This window comes from Vibrio sp. HA2012, from assembly GCF_002812955.1.
Classification (GTDB): Bacteria; Pseudomonadota; Gammaproteobacteria; order Enterobacterales; family Vibrionaceae; genus Vibrio.
In genome coordinates this window covers 698,917-714,475 of the sequence record NZ_PFXK01000001.1, presented here as the reverse complement: position 1 = coordinate 714,475, position 15,559 = coordinate 698,917, and the positions used below count along the sequence as shown (strand labels likewise).

Here is a 15,559-nt window from a genome sequence, read left to right as displayed (position 1 = left end):
TGAGCATGGTGTGTCGGGCTAAATTCCTGCATAATCTCTGAGTCATATTTATCGGGGATATCAATAACAGATAAATATGTCCTAAGCATGGGATTATTCAGGAGTGTGGTCGGTGAAAATTATAAAAACGATTCTAATTATTGCACTCTTTCTGGTTGCACTGGCACTGGGTGCTCAGAATCAGGAAGTCGTTTCTTTTAATTACCTGGTAGCAAAGGGCGAATTTCACTTATCGACTCTACTGGGCGGCGTGTTTGTCTCCGGATTTGTTCTCGCCTGGCTGATTTTTGGTAGTATGCACCTGAAATCAAGGCTAACTATTCGTCGTTTGAATAAGGATGTTACTAAGCTCAAAAAACAGGCAGAAAACGCCTTGCCGACTGAAACAAAAGCATAGAGAAGTAAGTAGGCTTTTTGATGCTTGAATTACTCTTCCTGTTATTACCTATTGCTGCTGCCTATGGCTGGTACATGGGGAACCGGAGTGCCCGGGAAAGTAAACAGGAACAGTCACACCAGATTTCCCGTCAATATGTAACCGGTTTAAACCTGCTGTTGTCAGACCAGGCAGATAAAGCGGTGGATCTGTTTATTGAACTGCTTCAGGTTGACGATGAAACGATTGATACCCATTTTGCTTTGGGAAACCTTTTCCGTTCCCGGGGAGAAGTCGATCGCGCTATTCGTATTCATCAGAACCTTATATCACGTTCGGGTCTGACTATAGACCAAAAAAATATTGCACTGCAACAGTTGGCTAAAGACTACATGGTGTCCGGTTTTCTGGATCGGGCAGAAAAGATCTTTGAGCAACTGGTTGATGAGCCTGAGCATCAGGAAGCTGCTTTAAATCAACTGGTTGCTATTTATCAGCAGACTAAAGAATGGAATAAAGCAATAAGCTATGCCTCAATGCTGGTCAGGAAAGGGCGTAAGCAGATGCGCACCAGTATCAGTCATTTTTTGTGTGAGCTGGCTACTCAGGAGTCTGCGGATGGAAATACCAGCAAAGCTATTGCGTATTTGAAGCGCGCTCTGACGGAGGATCCTAAGTGTGTGCGTGCCAGTCTGGCGCTGGGAAGAGTGTACCTAGATAATGAAGAGTATCAGAATACGATAAAATACATGGAGCCAATTCTGGAGCAGGATGTTGATTTTATCAGCGAAGCCTTACCTGATTTAGCCGATTGTTATTATCATCTTGGGCAGGAAGATCAGCTGCTGGAGTTTCTGCGGAAGTGCATTAATAAGAATGCAGGCGCATCTGCTGAACTGATGCTGGCTCAGCTGGTCGCCAAACATGATGGCATCGCAACGGCTCAGACGCTGCTGACTCGTCAGTTGCTGAAAAATCCGACAATGAAAGGTTTTTACCGGTTGATGGATTACCATTTAGCGGAAGCAGAAGATGGACGGGCAAAAGATAGCCTGAATACTCTCAGAGCCATGGTTGGTGAACAGCTTAAAGTAAAGCCCCATTACCGTTGCCGCAAGTGTGGTTTTTCAAGCCATTCCCTTTATTGGCACTGCCCTTCCTGCAAAGGATGGGGTACCGTCAAGCCCATCCGGGGGTTGGATGGAGAATAAATTAAATAGCGCCTCCGTTCAGAGGCGTTTTTTGCGTATATATGTTTTTTTGCGTGTGGATTAAGTAGGAGACACAATGAACGACCAGAAAGTGATCGTGGCATTAGATTATGATAAACAGCAGGATGCGTTGGCTTTTGTTGATAGGATCGACCCGGCATCCTGTCGCCTGAAAGTGGGCAAAGAAATGTTCACACTGTTTGGTCCGGATTTTGTCCGTGAACTGCATAAACGCGGTTTTTCTGTTTTTCTTGATCTTAAATTTCATGATATCCCCAATACCTGCTCTAAAGCTGTACGTGCAGCGGCAGAATTAGGGGTGTGGATGGTGAACGTACACGCCAGTGGTGGTGAGCGAATGATGACGGCATCACGTGAGATACTGGAACCATATGGAGCAGACCGTCCATTGCTTATTGGTGTCACGGTGTTAACCAGTATGGAACAGTCTGATTTAGCCGGAATTGGGCTGGATCTGCCACCACAGCAGCAGGTGATGCGTCTGGCTCATCTGACAAAAAATAGCGGTCTTGATGGGGTCGTTTGTTCGGCACAAGAGGCTTCTATGTTAAAGTCCGAGCTTGGTCCGTCGTTTAAGCTGGTTACTCCGGGGATTCGTCCGGCTGGCAGTGCGGTTGGGGATCAAAAGCGTATTATGACACCGGTAGAAGCGATCAATGCCGGTTCGGATTATCTGGTTATTGGGCGGCCGATCACTCAGGCTGATAATCCGTCAGCTGTGCTTGAGCAGATAAATCTTTCTTTACGCAGTTAACTCCCGATAGCAAGCCTTATCGACAAACCAGGCACTTATCTGGATCATACCGTATAAGTGTCTGGTTGCATTTCTTATCCATTATTTGACCAAATTCTTACACTTTATACTAAAAAAGTGGCTAAAATTAAGCCTCAGCATCTATTTAAAAAAAAACTATACTCTAACTATCAGAGAGAGATCCGCCATGCGAGAGGATAAGTAGTTGGCAGCCCGGCGACTTTATATTGTTTCTGTAATTATTACGTTGCTACTGACCGTGGTAATGGTGACTTTGTTTTATCAGGGGAATCGGTTGCTGACAGAACAGCCGCCAATGCTGCATGCGATTGAAAAAGTGAAGTTCAACACGACACTGGCGCATCTGTGGGTTGAAGAAATTGTCAGTGGCGACAGTTCCGAATCGGTGGAAAATGTATGGCAGGCTCTTACCCGGGCAGACTGGTACTGTCTGGCTTTGTTGTATGGCGGTGAAAATGAGGACGGGACTTTTTATCCGCTAAAGAACGAACAGATGAAGCAGTCTGCAAAGGATATCCGGGAACTACTGCAGATATTAAAAAAGCAAGCAACCACTCGCTATGAGCAACAACGTCGCTCTAAGCCGGGTTCAACGGCGGATAAAGAGTTTGACCAGTCTTTTCACGTACTGATGCAAAAAGCAGATATGCTGGAAACCAATCTGAGAAACCGGTTTGTGGCTGAATCGGAGCAGTATCGTTACGCTAAGATAAGTCTTATCTCAGGTATTGTTCTGTTGGCTCTGTTTGTCAGCCATTTCTTATTTCGGAGAGAAAAAAGCCGGACACATCTGGTTACTTCCCTGAACCTTGCTAAGTATTCTATTGAGGAAAAAAACAGAGAACTGCAAAAGCGGGCTCACTATGATGTTCTTACCGGACTTCCTAACCGGATACTTTTTATGGATCGTCTGGAGCAGGTTGTTATTCATGCGATGCGAACCGATCAGTCGGTTGCCGTTCTGTTTATCGATTTAGACCATTTTAAATCAGTGAATGATAATTACGGGCATCATAAAGGAGACTTATTGCTGCAGACTGTTGCAAACAGGATTTGTCAGTGCATCAGGGAGTCTGATACGGCAGCCAGAATAAGTGGCGATGAATTTATGGTGGTACTCAGTGATCTGCATAATACCCGGCTGGCGATGAAAGCTGCGAATAAGGTAGCAGAAGCACTGATTGACAGCCTTAAAGAATCTTATCAATTGGGAGATGTCATTGTTGATATTTCTGCCAGTATCGGGGTTTCTGTTTATCCTGATGACAGCACTAACTGCGATGAGCTCATCCGTTATGCAGACAGTGCGATGTATCATGCGAAGACTCTGGGTAAAAATAACTTCCAGTTCTATTCACGGGAACTGCATCAGCAGTCAATGAAACAGATGGAAATGGAGCGGGATCTGAAAGATGCAGTCAGATATGATCAGTTTATTCTTCATTTTCAACCACAGTGGGATCTGGAAAGTGGAAAAGTAAAAGGGGTGGAAGCATTGGTTCGCTGGAAGCATCCTAACTATGGGGTAATCTTTCCTGACGAATTTATTCCTACCGCAGAGAGTTGTGGATTGATCCAGCGGCTGGATACACTGGTAATAAAAAAAGCATTGAAACAACAGAAAGAGTGGCAGGCTAAAGGGAAAAATTTCGGCGTCCTTGGTATCAATATTTCTCCGGTTTGTTTCCGGAGATGCAACTTTTTTAGTGACATCCGGCAGATCATTTCTCAGTCAGAGGTTGATCCTGCACTGATCGAGCTGGAAATAACAGAATCGTTACTAGTAGAAAATGACACTTGTGCTCAGAAGTTATTCTCAGATCTGAAAGGGCTTGGTGTGCGTATTGCGCTGGATGATTTTGGTACAGGGTATTCGTCGGTTGCCTATCTGAAGGATTTCCGTTTTGATACGTTGAAAATTGACAGTAGTTTTGTAGCCGATTACGCCGGGAATGAGATCTCTACAATTGTATTGAAAAACATACTGGCTCTCGGGCGTGAGCTGGGGCTGAATGTCGTTGCTGAAGGTGTTGAGACTAAAGAGCAGGAGAAGCAGCTACAGTCGATGGGGTGCCGGACAGGACAAGGTTATTTGTTAAGTGGACCACTGGATGCAGATTCTCTGGAGCATTTTATGCAGCGTAGAGACGGAAATATAGTGACCTTCGACAGAGCTTAATTTTAGCGATTTGTACAAATCACCACAACCGGGTTATGAAAATGAAAACTGTTGTTATTAATGTTTGTGTGAGGGCGGATATTAATATTGTTTGATATTAATCAAACAATAGCAGAATAACGGATTGATACAATATCACTAAAATAAATTTGTCATATTAAAAGAATATAAATTCCCTGCTTTCTAAATTACACAGAGCAAGGAATCTCATGTTTAAGTTAAATAAAATTTTACTGGCATCATCTCTACTGGTTAGTATTGCGGCACAAGCTGCTGACGAGCCAAAATATGTATTCTATATGATTGGTGACGGGCTGAGTTCTGCTCAGCGTCAGATCACCGAATATTATCTTCAGGAACAGAAGAAGGATACAAATTATCATCTGACAATAAACTCCATGCCCGTTACCGGAATTATTACTACGCAATCTGCAAGTTCTTTGGTAACGGATTCTGCTGCTGCGGGTACCGCTCTGGCGACAGGTGTTAAAACCGATAATGGTGTTATTGCACTGACTCCTGATGGACAGAAACTGGAAACTCTTCTGGAAGGCGCACAAAAGCAGGGTAAAGCGACTGGGCTGATTACTACAACACGGCTTACCCACGCAACGCCGGCCACTTTTGCTGCCAAAAATAAAAACCGTAATGCAGAAAATGAAATAGCGGAAGACTATGTGAACGCTAATATTGATTTTCTTGCTGGAGGTGGTTTCCGTAACTTTATTACCGGCGAAGGTTCAAAGCGTAAAGATGATCGAAATTTGGTCACTGAATTTAAAAAGCTGGGTTACACCACATTTATTGGTAAGGATTCTTCCGAATCACTTATGAATTATCAGCCAAAATCGGGCGATCATGTACTGGCACTGCTGACTAAATCTCATCTTCCGTATGATTTGGATCGTCAGGTAACCCCTTCATTGGCACAACTGACCGATAAAGGTATTGAACTGCTTTCTAAAGATAAAGACGGCTTTTTCCTGATGGTTGAAGGCGGTCGTATCGACCATGCCGCACATGCGAACGATATTGCTGGTGTTATCGGTGACACTATCGCTTTTGATAATGCAGTTAAGAGTGCTGTGGATTTTTATAACAAGCATCCGAAAGAGACACTGATAGTGGTTGTTGGCGACCATGAAACCGGTGGTATGGGACTTGGTCTGGGTAAACAATATTTTATGAATCTGGACCGTGTAGTTAACTTCCGAGAATCTATTGAAGATAAACTGCAGAAAGTCTATACCGGCGATCGAGCGGCATTCTATCAACATATTGAAGAAAAATATGCACTGAATGATTTGACTGAGGATGAAAAAGCAACCATTGAATCCGCAATGGACTTTGTTGACGCTGGTAAGAAAGATTTTGATGGTATCTGGGGCGGCTATGATCCGGTGGCAATGTCGGTTGCTCATATTACGTCTAAGCGTGCCGGTGTTTACTGGACATCATATGCTCATACTGCCGTTCAGTTACCTGTCTCTTCTGTCGGAGTTCATTCAGCTACATTTGGTGGTTTTGGTGACAACACGGATGTTGCAAAAAAACTGGCTAAAGTTATGGACGTAAAAATCGGTCTTTAATTTGTGACATTTCTGTTCAGAGGTAAGGGTATGTATACCTTTACCTTTGTTGTTTATATCTATGTCGTGAATACGTTGAACCGATATTGTCGGTATGGATTGCTTGGAAGGATAAAATTATGCGTGGTGTGATTCTGGCTTGTGCAGTACTGATTGCCGGGGCTCTTTACAGTGTATTTTTCGGTGTAGAAGATAAATCGGTTTCACACCATATTGGTCAGATAATATCGGTAAATAACGAGCGAGTTACGATTGTCGGAACAGCAAGGCTGGGTGATCAAAAAATCACGGTTGAGCTGGGCAATGGCCAACTGGCGAAAATGGAGAATCTGCTGACTGGCGCGCTTGAATATGATGAATTCTATCAGGTTGGTGACAGAGTGGTGGTTGCCGAGCAGGATAACCGGTATCACCTTGTTGCCTTGTTTCGCTTACCGGTACTCATTGGGTTGGTTCTTCTGTTTGCAGCGGGTCTGCTGGGATATGCCCGAAAAGTGGGATTATACTCGCTGCTCTCATTTGTTGGTTCTGTAGCCATTATCTTTGGTATTTTAATTCCGGGGTTATTGGCTGGACTTTCTCCTATTTTGATCACTTGCATTACTGTGATGGTACTCAGCAGTATGATCATTCTGTCTGTTGCCGGGTGGACTTATAAAGGTAAAGCCGCACTGTCAGGAACAGTGATAGGTCTGATTATCACTACATTATTATGTATGGTTGTTGGTGACTTGTTACATCTTGACGGGATGACTCAGCCACTGGCTCAGCCATTGTGGTTTGAAAACTCGATGCAACTGGATATGGTCGGGATCCTCTATGCCGCCATACTTGTGGGCGCCAGTGGGGCTGCCATGGATGTGGCGATGGAAATGGCCGCAACCATGGAAGAGATTAAATTTAACTGTCCAGATATCAGCCGTAGCAATTTGTTGAAATCGGGGTTACGTGTTGGTAATGCTGTTATCGGGACTATGACTACCACGTTGCTTTTAGCATATGCGGGAGGGTTTCTGACACTGCTAATGTTATTTGCTACGCGGGGAAACAATTTAATGCAGATCCTGAATATGAAGCTGGTTGCGTCAGAAATCTGCCGAACTCTTATTGGCAGTATGGCTCTTATTATTGTTGCACCAACAACCGCCTGGATAGCCAGCCTGATGCTTTCCCGGTCACCTATAACTTTACAAGAAACAAAAGTGCATACCGGTGGTACAGAAGATAGTAGGCTGGCTTAGTGGGAAGACTTCTCCCCCCGAAGGATATCTTTATAGATAAAAAGGGAGAAGTCGGCTCAGTCACTTACTCAGTTATATAGTTATTCAGGAAGGCATATTTGCTTCTTAACGATGGCATTTGCTGTTCTGATGATCAGCCAGAACAACAGAACTGAAACAAGTGCAAGCAGCAGGTATTTCAACACAGAGAAAAAGGTTCCGGGTATAAAACCGGACATTTTGGTGGTGGCTATCGTCAGTGAAGCGACCGGGAATGAGTAGGCCCATGATGAAATAAAGAATGGAACCTTCATAAAACGAATGATGTTAGAAAACAGCAGGATACCTAAAAATAAGGCGATGTAGTACAGCACCCGGGCAAAGATATCAATTTCACCAACCAGGCTGGTATAAGACACAAGTCCGACAGAAGGTGGCGCCAGAAGAATAAACAGCATGGGGGTTAAGCGAGCCGGTAGTGGTTCATGGAAAAACAGACGATACATGACGATCGTCAGCAGTATGATCCAGAATACGATACCGATACTGAAAAAGAACCAGCTGATTTCTGTATAACCGAGATGGGAACCGGTGATTGGTACGATGATATTACCGACCACAGGTATAAACCAACTTGGGTTTGCATGAGCCAGAGTATAGTGTGTATGGTGGATCCAGCTACTCATCACATAGATAGTCAGGCATAACTGGATAACAGAACCGGTGACCCATAGCCCCTGAGACACGGGGGTAAAATGTTCCCAGACGACAGATAACAGAAGTAAGCTGATGGAGAATGCCGGAAAAAAGTTTAGTCGGATAGGATGACGGGCTTCACTCAGAACGGCATCCGGATACCGGATAGCTTTTAGCAGGTAAATGGCAGTGATGATCAGCATTACCAGAGAAGAAAAGCCGCCCAGCACAAGATAAGCCCCGGGAAGAATACTTTGTCCGGCAGCTTTCCATGCCAGCGTCAGGCCGCTCAATCCCATAACGGTTGCAAAAAATGAAATATGGAAGTGAATCAGCCGGGATTCATTGACAGAGTTGTTGTCATGTTGATCTGCACGGTTATTTGTTGATGACATATATCCTCACGAAAACGGAACAATATTAGAATTTGCTTATGTTAAGGGTTATAATATAACAATGCAAGTGTAGAACAACTTTGGCAACTTTGTACTAAGCCAGCATGATGCTGGCTTATTTCTGTTTTGTTCGCGTTTTTATCAGGATACCGTGGTTAGCCGGACATTACCCAACACCATATGTAAGCGGCCTGAAATACGGAAAACAAACGGGATATCGGTATGTCTGCATTCAGCGCCGGCTTTTTCCAGCTCAGCAAATGAGACGGTTATTTCTGTCCATTCTCCCGGAGATGCCTCCTGCAGTTGCCGGGTGATATCGAACGCTCCGCAACTATCGGAAATATGTTGCTGCACAATACAGTCAGGACCGGTGCTGAGAAGCACTTTACCATCCGGAATCTGTAACACCTGTACGGAAAATGTGATAACGCCATGATTATCAACAAAAAAGTTAAGATCATCATCTTCTTTGTCGCTGGTCTGCAGATATAGCACGCTATCTTCACCATAGCATTCCAGTTCAACGGCATCCTGCTGTAGCTGGTAGTTGTATGGAATGGTTTTAAGCCAGGGAGTTTGTATCGGATTGTTACGTGATATTTCAAAGCCTTCTTCTCTGGCGGGACTTCGGGCGGAAAGCAGATAGTCACCAATAGTTGCACGAACACCGTATAATTCAAGAATGGTACTTCCTTCCTGAGCCGATGATAAGTCCAGTGGAAGATGATCTAAATCCATATGGGTTGCTTCTGCCGTCCGGTAGCAGAGTCCATAACCATAGGGGAATAATGGGGCGTGTTCACTATTTGGATCTTGCTCCGAGTCTGGAACCTGATATCCGGGAATATGTGGCGGGATTCGGTTAACCGCTGCGGACATTTTTTTGTTTGGCCAGCTGTAGGAAAGTCTGCCGTTAAAGTCATAACGCGGCTGCGCATTTTCATCTCCGATCAGCACATCTGTGATCCCCCGGCCTTCTGAGCCCGGAAGAAAAGCAGCAACAAAAGCGTCAGAAGCGGATATTTCCTGATTCAGGAACAAAGGACGGCCGGAAAAGAAGACGGAAACAACTTTTATGCCCATTTCCCGAAGACGGTTTATTTTAGCGACATCTCTGCGGTAACTGCGTTTCAGGGCGGAAAATTCAAGCGTTTGCCACTCCTTAATATCACCCATCATCTCTGCGTATGGGTCTTCTCCAAATACGACAATAGCCACATCAATTACATCAGCAGCAACAGACAAATCAGAGGTTAATTCCGGATCAAAAAGTAGCCTCTGGCTGCCAATTTCCTGTGTCAGGGCATCTTTTACTGTGCATGAACCGGGGAAATCTTTCCGGGTGTTTTCGTCTCCCTGCCAGGTCAGATTCCAGCCGCCACATTGTTTTTGAATATTATCGGCACCACTACCGGTCAGTAGTATTTTTGTCGTATTGGCCAGAGGCAGAAGGTTATGATTATTTTTCAGCAGTACCAGAGATTTTCGTACCGCTTCTCTGGCAATCATTCGGTGTTTATCTGCACCGACAATCGCGTTGTTTCCTCCGAGAAGACGTTTGGACGGTGTGGGTTTATCCCAGAGTCCAGCCCGCATTTTTATACGCAGAATACGGGTAACGGCATCATCAATACGCGCTATTGAGATATGTCCGTTTTCAATATCCCGGAGGGTTTGCTCGTAGACGGCTTTCCAGTGCTGACGAACGGGTACCATTAAAATATCATTACCGGCATTGATAGCATAGGTCGCATTACCATCGCTGCATTTGCTGACTTCTGAATGTCCGTGCCAGTCGGTTACTACAACACCATCAAAGCCCATTTGTTGTTTCAGAACATCGTTCAACAGGTAGCGACTACCGTGGAGCTTTTCGTTATAAACCGTTGTCCCATATTCCGGACTGTGATCATAATTAGACGGGTTTTCCCAGCGGTTAAAAGAGGACATAACCACCTGCGCTCCGGCGGTTAGGCCACTAAAATATCCCATGGCATGAATGTTTCGCAGCAGATCCTCACTGTATGTATTATTTCCTCTGTCGGTACCTTGTCCGGTGCCACCGTCACCAACCCAGTGTTTTACATTGGAGATAACTTTTTGATCGGATTTTAGTGTTGCTGCATCTCCCTGTAGTCCTTCTACCATAGCGGAAGCATACAAGTAAGTAATTTCCGGATCCTCTGAATATCCTTCATAGGTTCGTCCCCAGCGAAGATTTCTCGGTGTCGCGACTGTTGGTGCAAAAGTCCAGTCCAGTCCGGTTGCACAAACTTCCCGCGCCGTAACTTCACCGATGCGCCGAATCAATTCCGGATCCCGCGCAGCCCCTAAGCCGATATTGTGGGGAAATATAGTGGCACCAAATACGTTATTGTGGCCGTGAACAGCATCGGTTGCCCAGATAAACGGGATCCGAAAAGGTCTGTGCTCAAATGCCTGTTCGGTTGCGTACCAGAATTCATCTGCTTTTTCTGCCCATTCCCGGGCTCCGGCATGTTTATTTTCATTCGGCCAGGTTCCGCCTCCGTTCAGGATGGAACCCAGTTTGTATTCTCTGAGCTCCTGAGGTGTTACATCACGCAGGTTAGGCTGAATCATTTGTCCTACTTTCTCTTTTATGGTCATCAGACTGACGATCCGGGCTATTCTTTTTTCAATCGTGGGATCGGAGGGAATGGCGGAATTAATTTTTGGCCATTCGGAGAAGTAGGGTATGTGTGTGTTGTCTGTCGTCATGGTATCCCTCAGAATTTTTAGTCAATACTGATATCGATTTCTGATCATAGAGTATAGAGACTAATTGACGTTAAAAAGACAGAGGCAGGCGAATAATTTGAAAATGATCTTATTTCTTTTTTTCTTAGAACAGTCTGTTTTTATTCTTTTTTTATTACAGAAGATCACCTGTAACCTCTGTGTAACAGGTTTTGGGTACCGGTTACAATTTGATACGGAGCTGGCTCTCAAATTAGAAATTCTTCACCCTATCTGCCGTTGACCTTAACCCTGTGAACTTTATGCTTATGGACAATGCTATTTTTTTCAGGGGAGACAGTAGTGATGTCGGGTCACTCTCAAAAAATCGCCAGTATGGAACTGGGACGACTTATTGCAATGTTTGCAATTATTCTTTTACATAATCAGGTGCTTACACATGCTCCTATGATTAATGGAGCACCATGGGTGGGTTATGTTATTAACCAGTTAGCAAGGTTTGCGGTACCGTTTTTCTTCATTTTGTCCGGTTTTTTGCTTCAGCCTAAGTTGACGCAGGATCCTTTTCGGACATTCAAAGATTACAGTCTGCCATTGATTAAGCTCTGGATCGTTTGGAGTATTATCAGTCTTCTTATGCCGTTCAACTGGCAGGTGCTGATGACGGACGGGTATATGGCCGATCGCTCTGGCTACTGGGGGTGGTTACTGCAGAATCCGCTGAACAGTTTTTTGGAAGGCGGACTTGTACATCTGTGGTTTATTCCCGGATTAATCTGTGCCGTTGCTCTTCTTGCTGTGTTTATCGCTTTTAATATTACGGTATTTTTCCCTTTTGTGGCGGTCATCTTGTATGTGTACGGATTGCTGGGGGGAAGTTATGGATCGCTGACCGAAATCTGGACGCCGTTCTTTACTCGTAATGGACCATTTTTTAGTACCCTGATGGTCTGGATTGGGTTTGAAATTCGTCGAAGAGGCATTACCTGTTCTTTTAACACTGCATTGGGAATGGCAACGCTGGGGCTACTGATCCATTTTTCGGAAGCTACCTGGCTGGCTGGGCATGAGGTGCTGTTTAATGTGCACGATTTTCTGGCCGGAACGCCATTGTGGGGGATTGGTGTATTTATGATGTTACTGCAGAAACCTCACTGGGGCGATCATCCGCTTATCTATAAGCTGGGGGGAAGGGTATTGGGTATTTATGTGGCTCATTTACCTGTTGCTATTGTCTTTTATAATCTTGTTGGTATGTTTGGTCTGGAAACCTATGTTCGTGATCTGGTTTTGATCTCCGGGACAGTTTTCGGCACTATGCTGCTTATGTGGGGTGTGGAGAAAACGCCACTAAGGGGTATTTTGTTGCGTTGAGCGATAAATCAGATACTAAAAGGGCTGTATCAATTACAGCCCTGATTCCTTTTTACTTTTTCTATCGATTTTCTATTTCTTTCTGGCAGTCACTTCTTTGTTATAGTCCTTCCAGAACTGATTCCGGCAGCGTTGCAGCTGCGCTTTTCTGATTTTTCTAACCATATTAATGCTCTTTTTGGTTCTATTTGATATAACTTAAAAACAATTGTTCTGTCACGTTATTAGTTCATCCTAACAACTGCTTTTCATTTGTAAAGTGAGCGGAAGCACGAATTAATAGAAAATTCATATTTGTTTCTATCCTGAGACAAGAGGGATTTTTCTTCCTGATGCGTCTGTTTTATGAACAATTAGCGAAACTGTGAGGTTGACATGAGTTGATAGCCATTCAGAAAACAGAGACTGGTTATCCTGTACTAAGCTTTAGCTGAATGATTAACCCCTGTTATAGGAGAAGACCAATGATAGAGCACCATAGTCTGGATAAAGATTTTCCTGAGCTGGCTGAAACCGTACGTCAGTGCATGGGCTGTGATGAACAGTTTCGTAGTAGGAATGATGAGTATAATCAACTGGATAGGGAATTATATAATTTGGAACAAAATGGAATTCCTACCTCTGACATTGAATTTATGTCTCTCAAAGCAAAAAGAGCTGAAATGAAAGACTGGCTGTATCAGCGGCTGCTTCAGTTTGGCAGTAAATAGCTATCTGGGTTTTACCAAATAAAATCGACGTATTATTTAGTAAAACCCTGAATTTGAGCAACACTTATACAGAAGCATCTTTAAGTTATTTCGGTATAAATATAAATGACGCAGAGTAGAAGGATATCTGTATGAATCCAATAAAAGTAAGAGATTATATGGTGCGACAACCCGTGACGTTTACTCCGGAAATGTCGCTGACTGCGGCGCTGGAAAAAGTGATCAATTCTGAACATCTGGGTGGTCCGGTGCTGGACACAAAAGGCGCAGTGGTCGGTTTTATCTCTGAACAGGATCTGCTGGAAAAGTTGATTAAAGTGAGCTACGACTGCCAGGACACATATCTTGTGGGAGACTGTATGCACAAAGAAGTACTTTCGGTTTCTCCTGAACTGGGAATTATTGAGTTGGCTGAGATGATGAAGGTAGGTAAACCTAAGGTCTATCCTGTTATTGAAGAGGGGAAATTACTTGGCATTATTACCCGGCGTGATGTTTTGCAGGCGATCGAGAAAAATATACAGACTTGTTTTAAACATCCGGTATGAGGCAGATATCTGTAGGCAGATAAAAGACGTCTATGACGCCTTTTATCTATATGAGGTTCGTGGCATATTTTTGTGAAGAATACGACGTCAGAGACAGAGTGAATCTGATTACCAAGTGATAGGGCTCATATAAAAGTCTTTTTCTATTCATCAGATGATTGAAATTTGATCTGAGACCAAAAAAAGTAACTAAATAGCAACATAATGTTTCCATGTGAACCGGTACTGCATTACCCGGTTTTATTAAAACTATTATCTGGAAGCTTTGAATCATTATGCGTCAGTACCTTAAGTACCTAATTCCGTTAGTGATCCCATGTTTTATCCTTATATTGCCTCTTTCGGCTTTTCCATTTGAAGGAATAACGATTATTCAGCAACGACTGATCGCCATTTTTCTGTTGGCAGCACTTTGCTGGGTTTTCGAGCCGATTCCTATCTATGCAACATCAGTAGTGATTATTGTGCTGGAGTTGCTTTTGCTTTCAAATAAGGGGCTGGTTTTTTTCCGTTTTTCCGAAGGACAGCCGCATTTTGGTGCATTGCTTCAATATAATGAAGTTATGGCAACCTTTGCCAGTCCTATTATCATGTTATTTCTTGGTGGTTTTTTTCTTGCTATGGCGGCAACTAAATATCGGCTGGATGTTAATCTGGCGCGTGTCTTGCTGAAGCCATTTGGCAGTAATCCTAAGTTCGTTATGCTGGGGCTGATGTTGATCACCGGGATCTTCTCTATGTTTATGTCGAATACGGCTACAACAGCGATGATGCTCTCCATACTGACGCCTGTGATTGCTTTGTTTGGACCCAAAGATCCCGGACGGGTTGCCTTTGCTCTCTGCATTCCGGTTGCCGCTAATATCGGGGGAATTGGCACACCAATAGGGACGCCTCCGAATGCGATTGCACTAAAATATCTGGTCGGTGATTTTCACATTACTTTCGGTGAGTGGATGGGTTTTGGTGTTCCGTTTGTTGTCATCATGATGGCATTAGCCTGGTTTCTGATCAATTACCTGTATACGGCGGAACAGGAAAAGATGGAACTCAATATCAAAGGCAAGTTCCTGAAAACGCCGAAGGCCATCACTGTATATATTACGTTTGGACTGACGATTATATTGTGGCTGATGGGTTCAGTGCATGGTATGAACTCTTACACTGTTGCAATGATCCCGGTCGCCGTATTTTCTGTCACCGGCATTATTAACAAAGAAGATCTGAAGAAAATTTCCTGGGATGTGCTCTGGCTGGTTTCCGGCGGTATTGCACTGGGTTACGCTCTGGATAAAACCGGTCTGGCAAAACTAATGGTACACAGCATTCCTTTTGATGCTTACTCTCCTTATGTTGTGCTATTCGGAGCGGCTTTCCTTTGTCTGCTTATGGCTAATTTTATGTCACATACGGCGACTGCAAACCTGTTGATGCCGATTATGGCGGCTCTGGGGGCATCAATGACCTCACTGGCTCCGCTGGGTGGGGAAATGACATTAATTCTGGTTGTTACTTTTGCCGCATCGCTGGGGATGTCTTTACCCATTAGTACTCCGCCTAATGCTTTGGCACATGCAACCGGAAATGTACAGAGCAGTCAGATGGCTAAAGTGGGAGCCTTGCTGGGTGTCGTGGGGGTGCTGGGCAGTTTTGTGCTGGTGTGGCTGCTGAAGATGGTGGGCTTTATCGGGTGATTTATACTCAGGTATCTTGAGATCATTCGGGTATATAGAAAAGTATGCAG

12 protein-coding genes are annotated in these 15,559 nt (G+C 44.2%); 10 read left to right on the top strand and 2 right to left on the bottom strand.

Annotation, left to right across the window (positions count from 1 at the left end):
- Window positions 1-112 precede the first annotated feature (112 nt).
- The 6 genes from CSW98_RS03205 to CSW98_RS03180 all read left to right on the top strand — a co-directional run bounded on the left by CSW98_RS03205 (window position 113) and on the right by CSW98_RS03180 (window position 7,392).
- Window positions 113-397, top strand: a complete 285-nt coding sequence (locus tag CSW98_RS03205; RefSeq protein WP_100798992.1) for a LapA family protein — start codon at window positions 113-115, stop codon at window positions 395-397.
- Window positions 398-417: 20 nt separating this feature from the next.
- Window positions 418-1,587: a lipopolysaccharide assembly protein LapB gene (lapB, locus tag CSW98_RS03200; protein WP_100798991.1), complete on the top strand. Its 1,170-nt coding sequence runs from the start codon at window positions 418-420 to the stop codon at window positions 1,585-1,587.
- A 76-nt stretch (window positions 1,588-1,663) separates the two neighbouring features.
- On the top strand, window positions 1,664-2,362 hold the full coding sequence (gene pyrF, locus CSW98_RS03195) for an orotidine-5'-phosphate decarboxylase (RefSeq protein ID WP_100798990.1): 699 nt from the start codon (window positions 1,664-1,666) through the stop codon (window positions 2,360-2,362).
- Between the two features lie 205 nt (window positions 2,363-2,567).
- The gene (locus CSW98_RS03190) at window positions 2,568-4,562 is read left to right on the top strand and encodes a putative bifunctional diguanylate cyclase/phosphodiesterase (protein WP_100798989.1); all 1,995 of its coding nucleotides are present in this window, start codon (window positions 2,568-2,570) and stop codon (window positions 4,560-4,562) included.
- 209 nt (window positions 4,563-4,771) lie between these two features.
- On the top strand, window positions 4,772-6,151 hold the full coding sequence (locus CSW98_RS03185; RefSeq protein ID WP_100798988.1) for an alkaline phosphatase: 1,380 nt from the start codon (window positions 4,772-4,774) through the stop codon (window positions 6,149-6,151).
- Between the two features lie 119 nt (window positions 6,152-6,270).
- On the top strand, window positions 6,271-7,392 hold the full coding sequence (locus tag CSW98_RS03180; protein ID WP_100798987.1) for a YibE/F family protein: 1,122 nt from the start codon (window positions 6,271-6,273) through the stop codon (window positions 7,390-7,392).
- Window positions 7,393-7,472: 80 nt separating this feature from the next.
- On the opposite strand, the gene CSW98_RS03175 is transcribed toward CSW98_RS03180, so the two are convergent.
- Window positions 7,473-8,462, bottom strand: a complete 990-nt coding sequence (locus CSW98_RS03175) for an SLAC1 anion channel family protein (protein WP_100798986.1) — start codon at window positions 8,460-8,462, stop codon at window positions 7,473-7,475.
- A gap of 141 nt (window positions 8,463-8,603) precedes the next feature.
- Complete coding sequence (locus CSW98_RS03170; RefSeq protein WP_100798985.1) at window positions 8,604-11,204, bottom strand: glycoside hydrolase family 3 protein; 2,601 nt, start codon at window positions 11,202-11,204, stop codon at window positions 8,604-8,606.
- A 324-nt stretch (window positions 11,205-11,528) separates the two neighbouring features.
- Here CSW98_RS03170 and CSW98_RS03165 point away from each other — a divergent pair, with 324 nt between their 5' ends.
- From CSW98_RS03165 to CSW98_RS03150, 4 genes are all read left to right on the top strand, one after another.
- On the top strand, window positions 11,529-12,557 hold the full coding sequence (locus CSW98_RS03165) for an acyltransferase (RefSeq protein ID WP_100798984.1): 1,029 nt from the start codon (window positions 11,529-11,531) through the stop codon (window positions 12,555-12,557).
- A 464-nt stretch (window positions 12,558-13,021) separates the two neighbouring features.
- Entirely contained in the window at window positions 13,022-13,267 is a 246-nt protein-coding gene (locus CSW98_RS03160; RefSeq protein ID WP_157810318.1) for an HP1242/YdcH family protein, read from the top strand.
- Between the two features lie 131 nt (window positions 13,268-13,398).
- Window positions 13,399-13,815: a CBS domain-containing protein gene (locus CSW98_RS03155; RefSeq protein WP_100798982.1), complete on the top strand. Its 417-nt coding sequence runs from the start codon at window positions 13,399-13,401 to the stop codon at window positions 13,813-13,815.
- Between the two features lie 275 nt (window positions 13,816-14,090).
- Window positions 14,091-15,509, top strand: a complete 1,419-nt coding sequence (locus tag CSW98_RS03150; RefSeq protein WP_100798981.1) for an SLC13 family permease — start codon at window positions 14,091-14,093, stop codon at window positions 15,507-15,509.
- Window positions 15,510-15,559 lie beyond the last annotated feature (50 nt).

What these genes read in the sequence shown, in the direction of transcription:
- CSW98_RS03160 (WP_157810318.1), top strand. Translation starts at nt 13,022, where the DNA reads ATGATAGAGCACCATAGTCTGGATAAAGATTTTCCTGAGCTGGCTGAA.
- CSW98_RS03150 (WP_100798981.1), top strand. Translation starts at nt 14,091, where the DNA reads ATGCGTCAGTACCTTAAGTACCTAATTCCGTTAGTGATCCCATGTTTT.
- CSW98_RS03175 (WP_100798986.1), bottom strand. Translation starts at nt 8,462, where the DNA reads ATGTCATCAACAAATAACCGTGCAGATCAACATGACAACAACTCTGTC.
- CSW98_RS03180 (WP_100798987.1), top strand. Translation starts at nt 6,271, where the DNA reads ATGCGTGGTGTGATTCTGGCTTGTGCAGTACTGATTGCCGGGGCTCTT.
- lapB (WP_100798991.1), top strand. Translation starts at nt 418, where the DNA reads ATGCTTGAATTACTCTTCCTGTTATTACCTATTGCTGCTGCCTATGGC.
- CSW98_RS03170 (WP_100798985.1), bottom strand. Translation starts at nt 11,204, where the DNA reads ATGACGACAGACAACACACACATACCCTACTTCTCCGAATGGCCAAAA.
- CSW98_RS03155 (WP_100798982.1), top strand. Translation starts at nt 13,399, where the DNA reads ATGAATCCAATAAAAGTAAGAGATTATATGGTGCGACAACCCGTGACG.
- CSW98_RS03165 (WP_100798984.1), top strand. Translation starts at nt 11,529, where the DNA reads ATGTCGGGTCACTCTCAAAAAATCGCCAGTATGGAACTGGGACGACTT.
- CSW98_RS03185 (WP_100798988.1), top strand. Translation starts at nt 4,772, where the DNA reads ATGTTTAAGTTAAATAAAATTTTACTGGCATCATCTCTACTGGTTAGT.
- pyrF (WP_100798990.1), top strand. Translation starts at nt 1,664, where the DNA reads ATGAACGACCAGAAAGTGATCGTGGCATTAGATTATGATAAACAGCAG.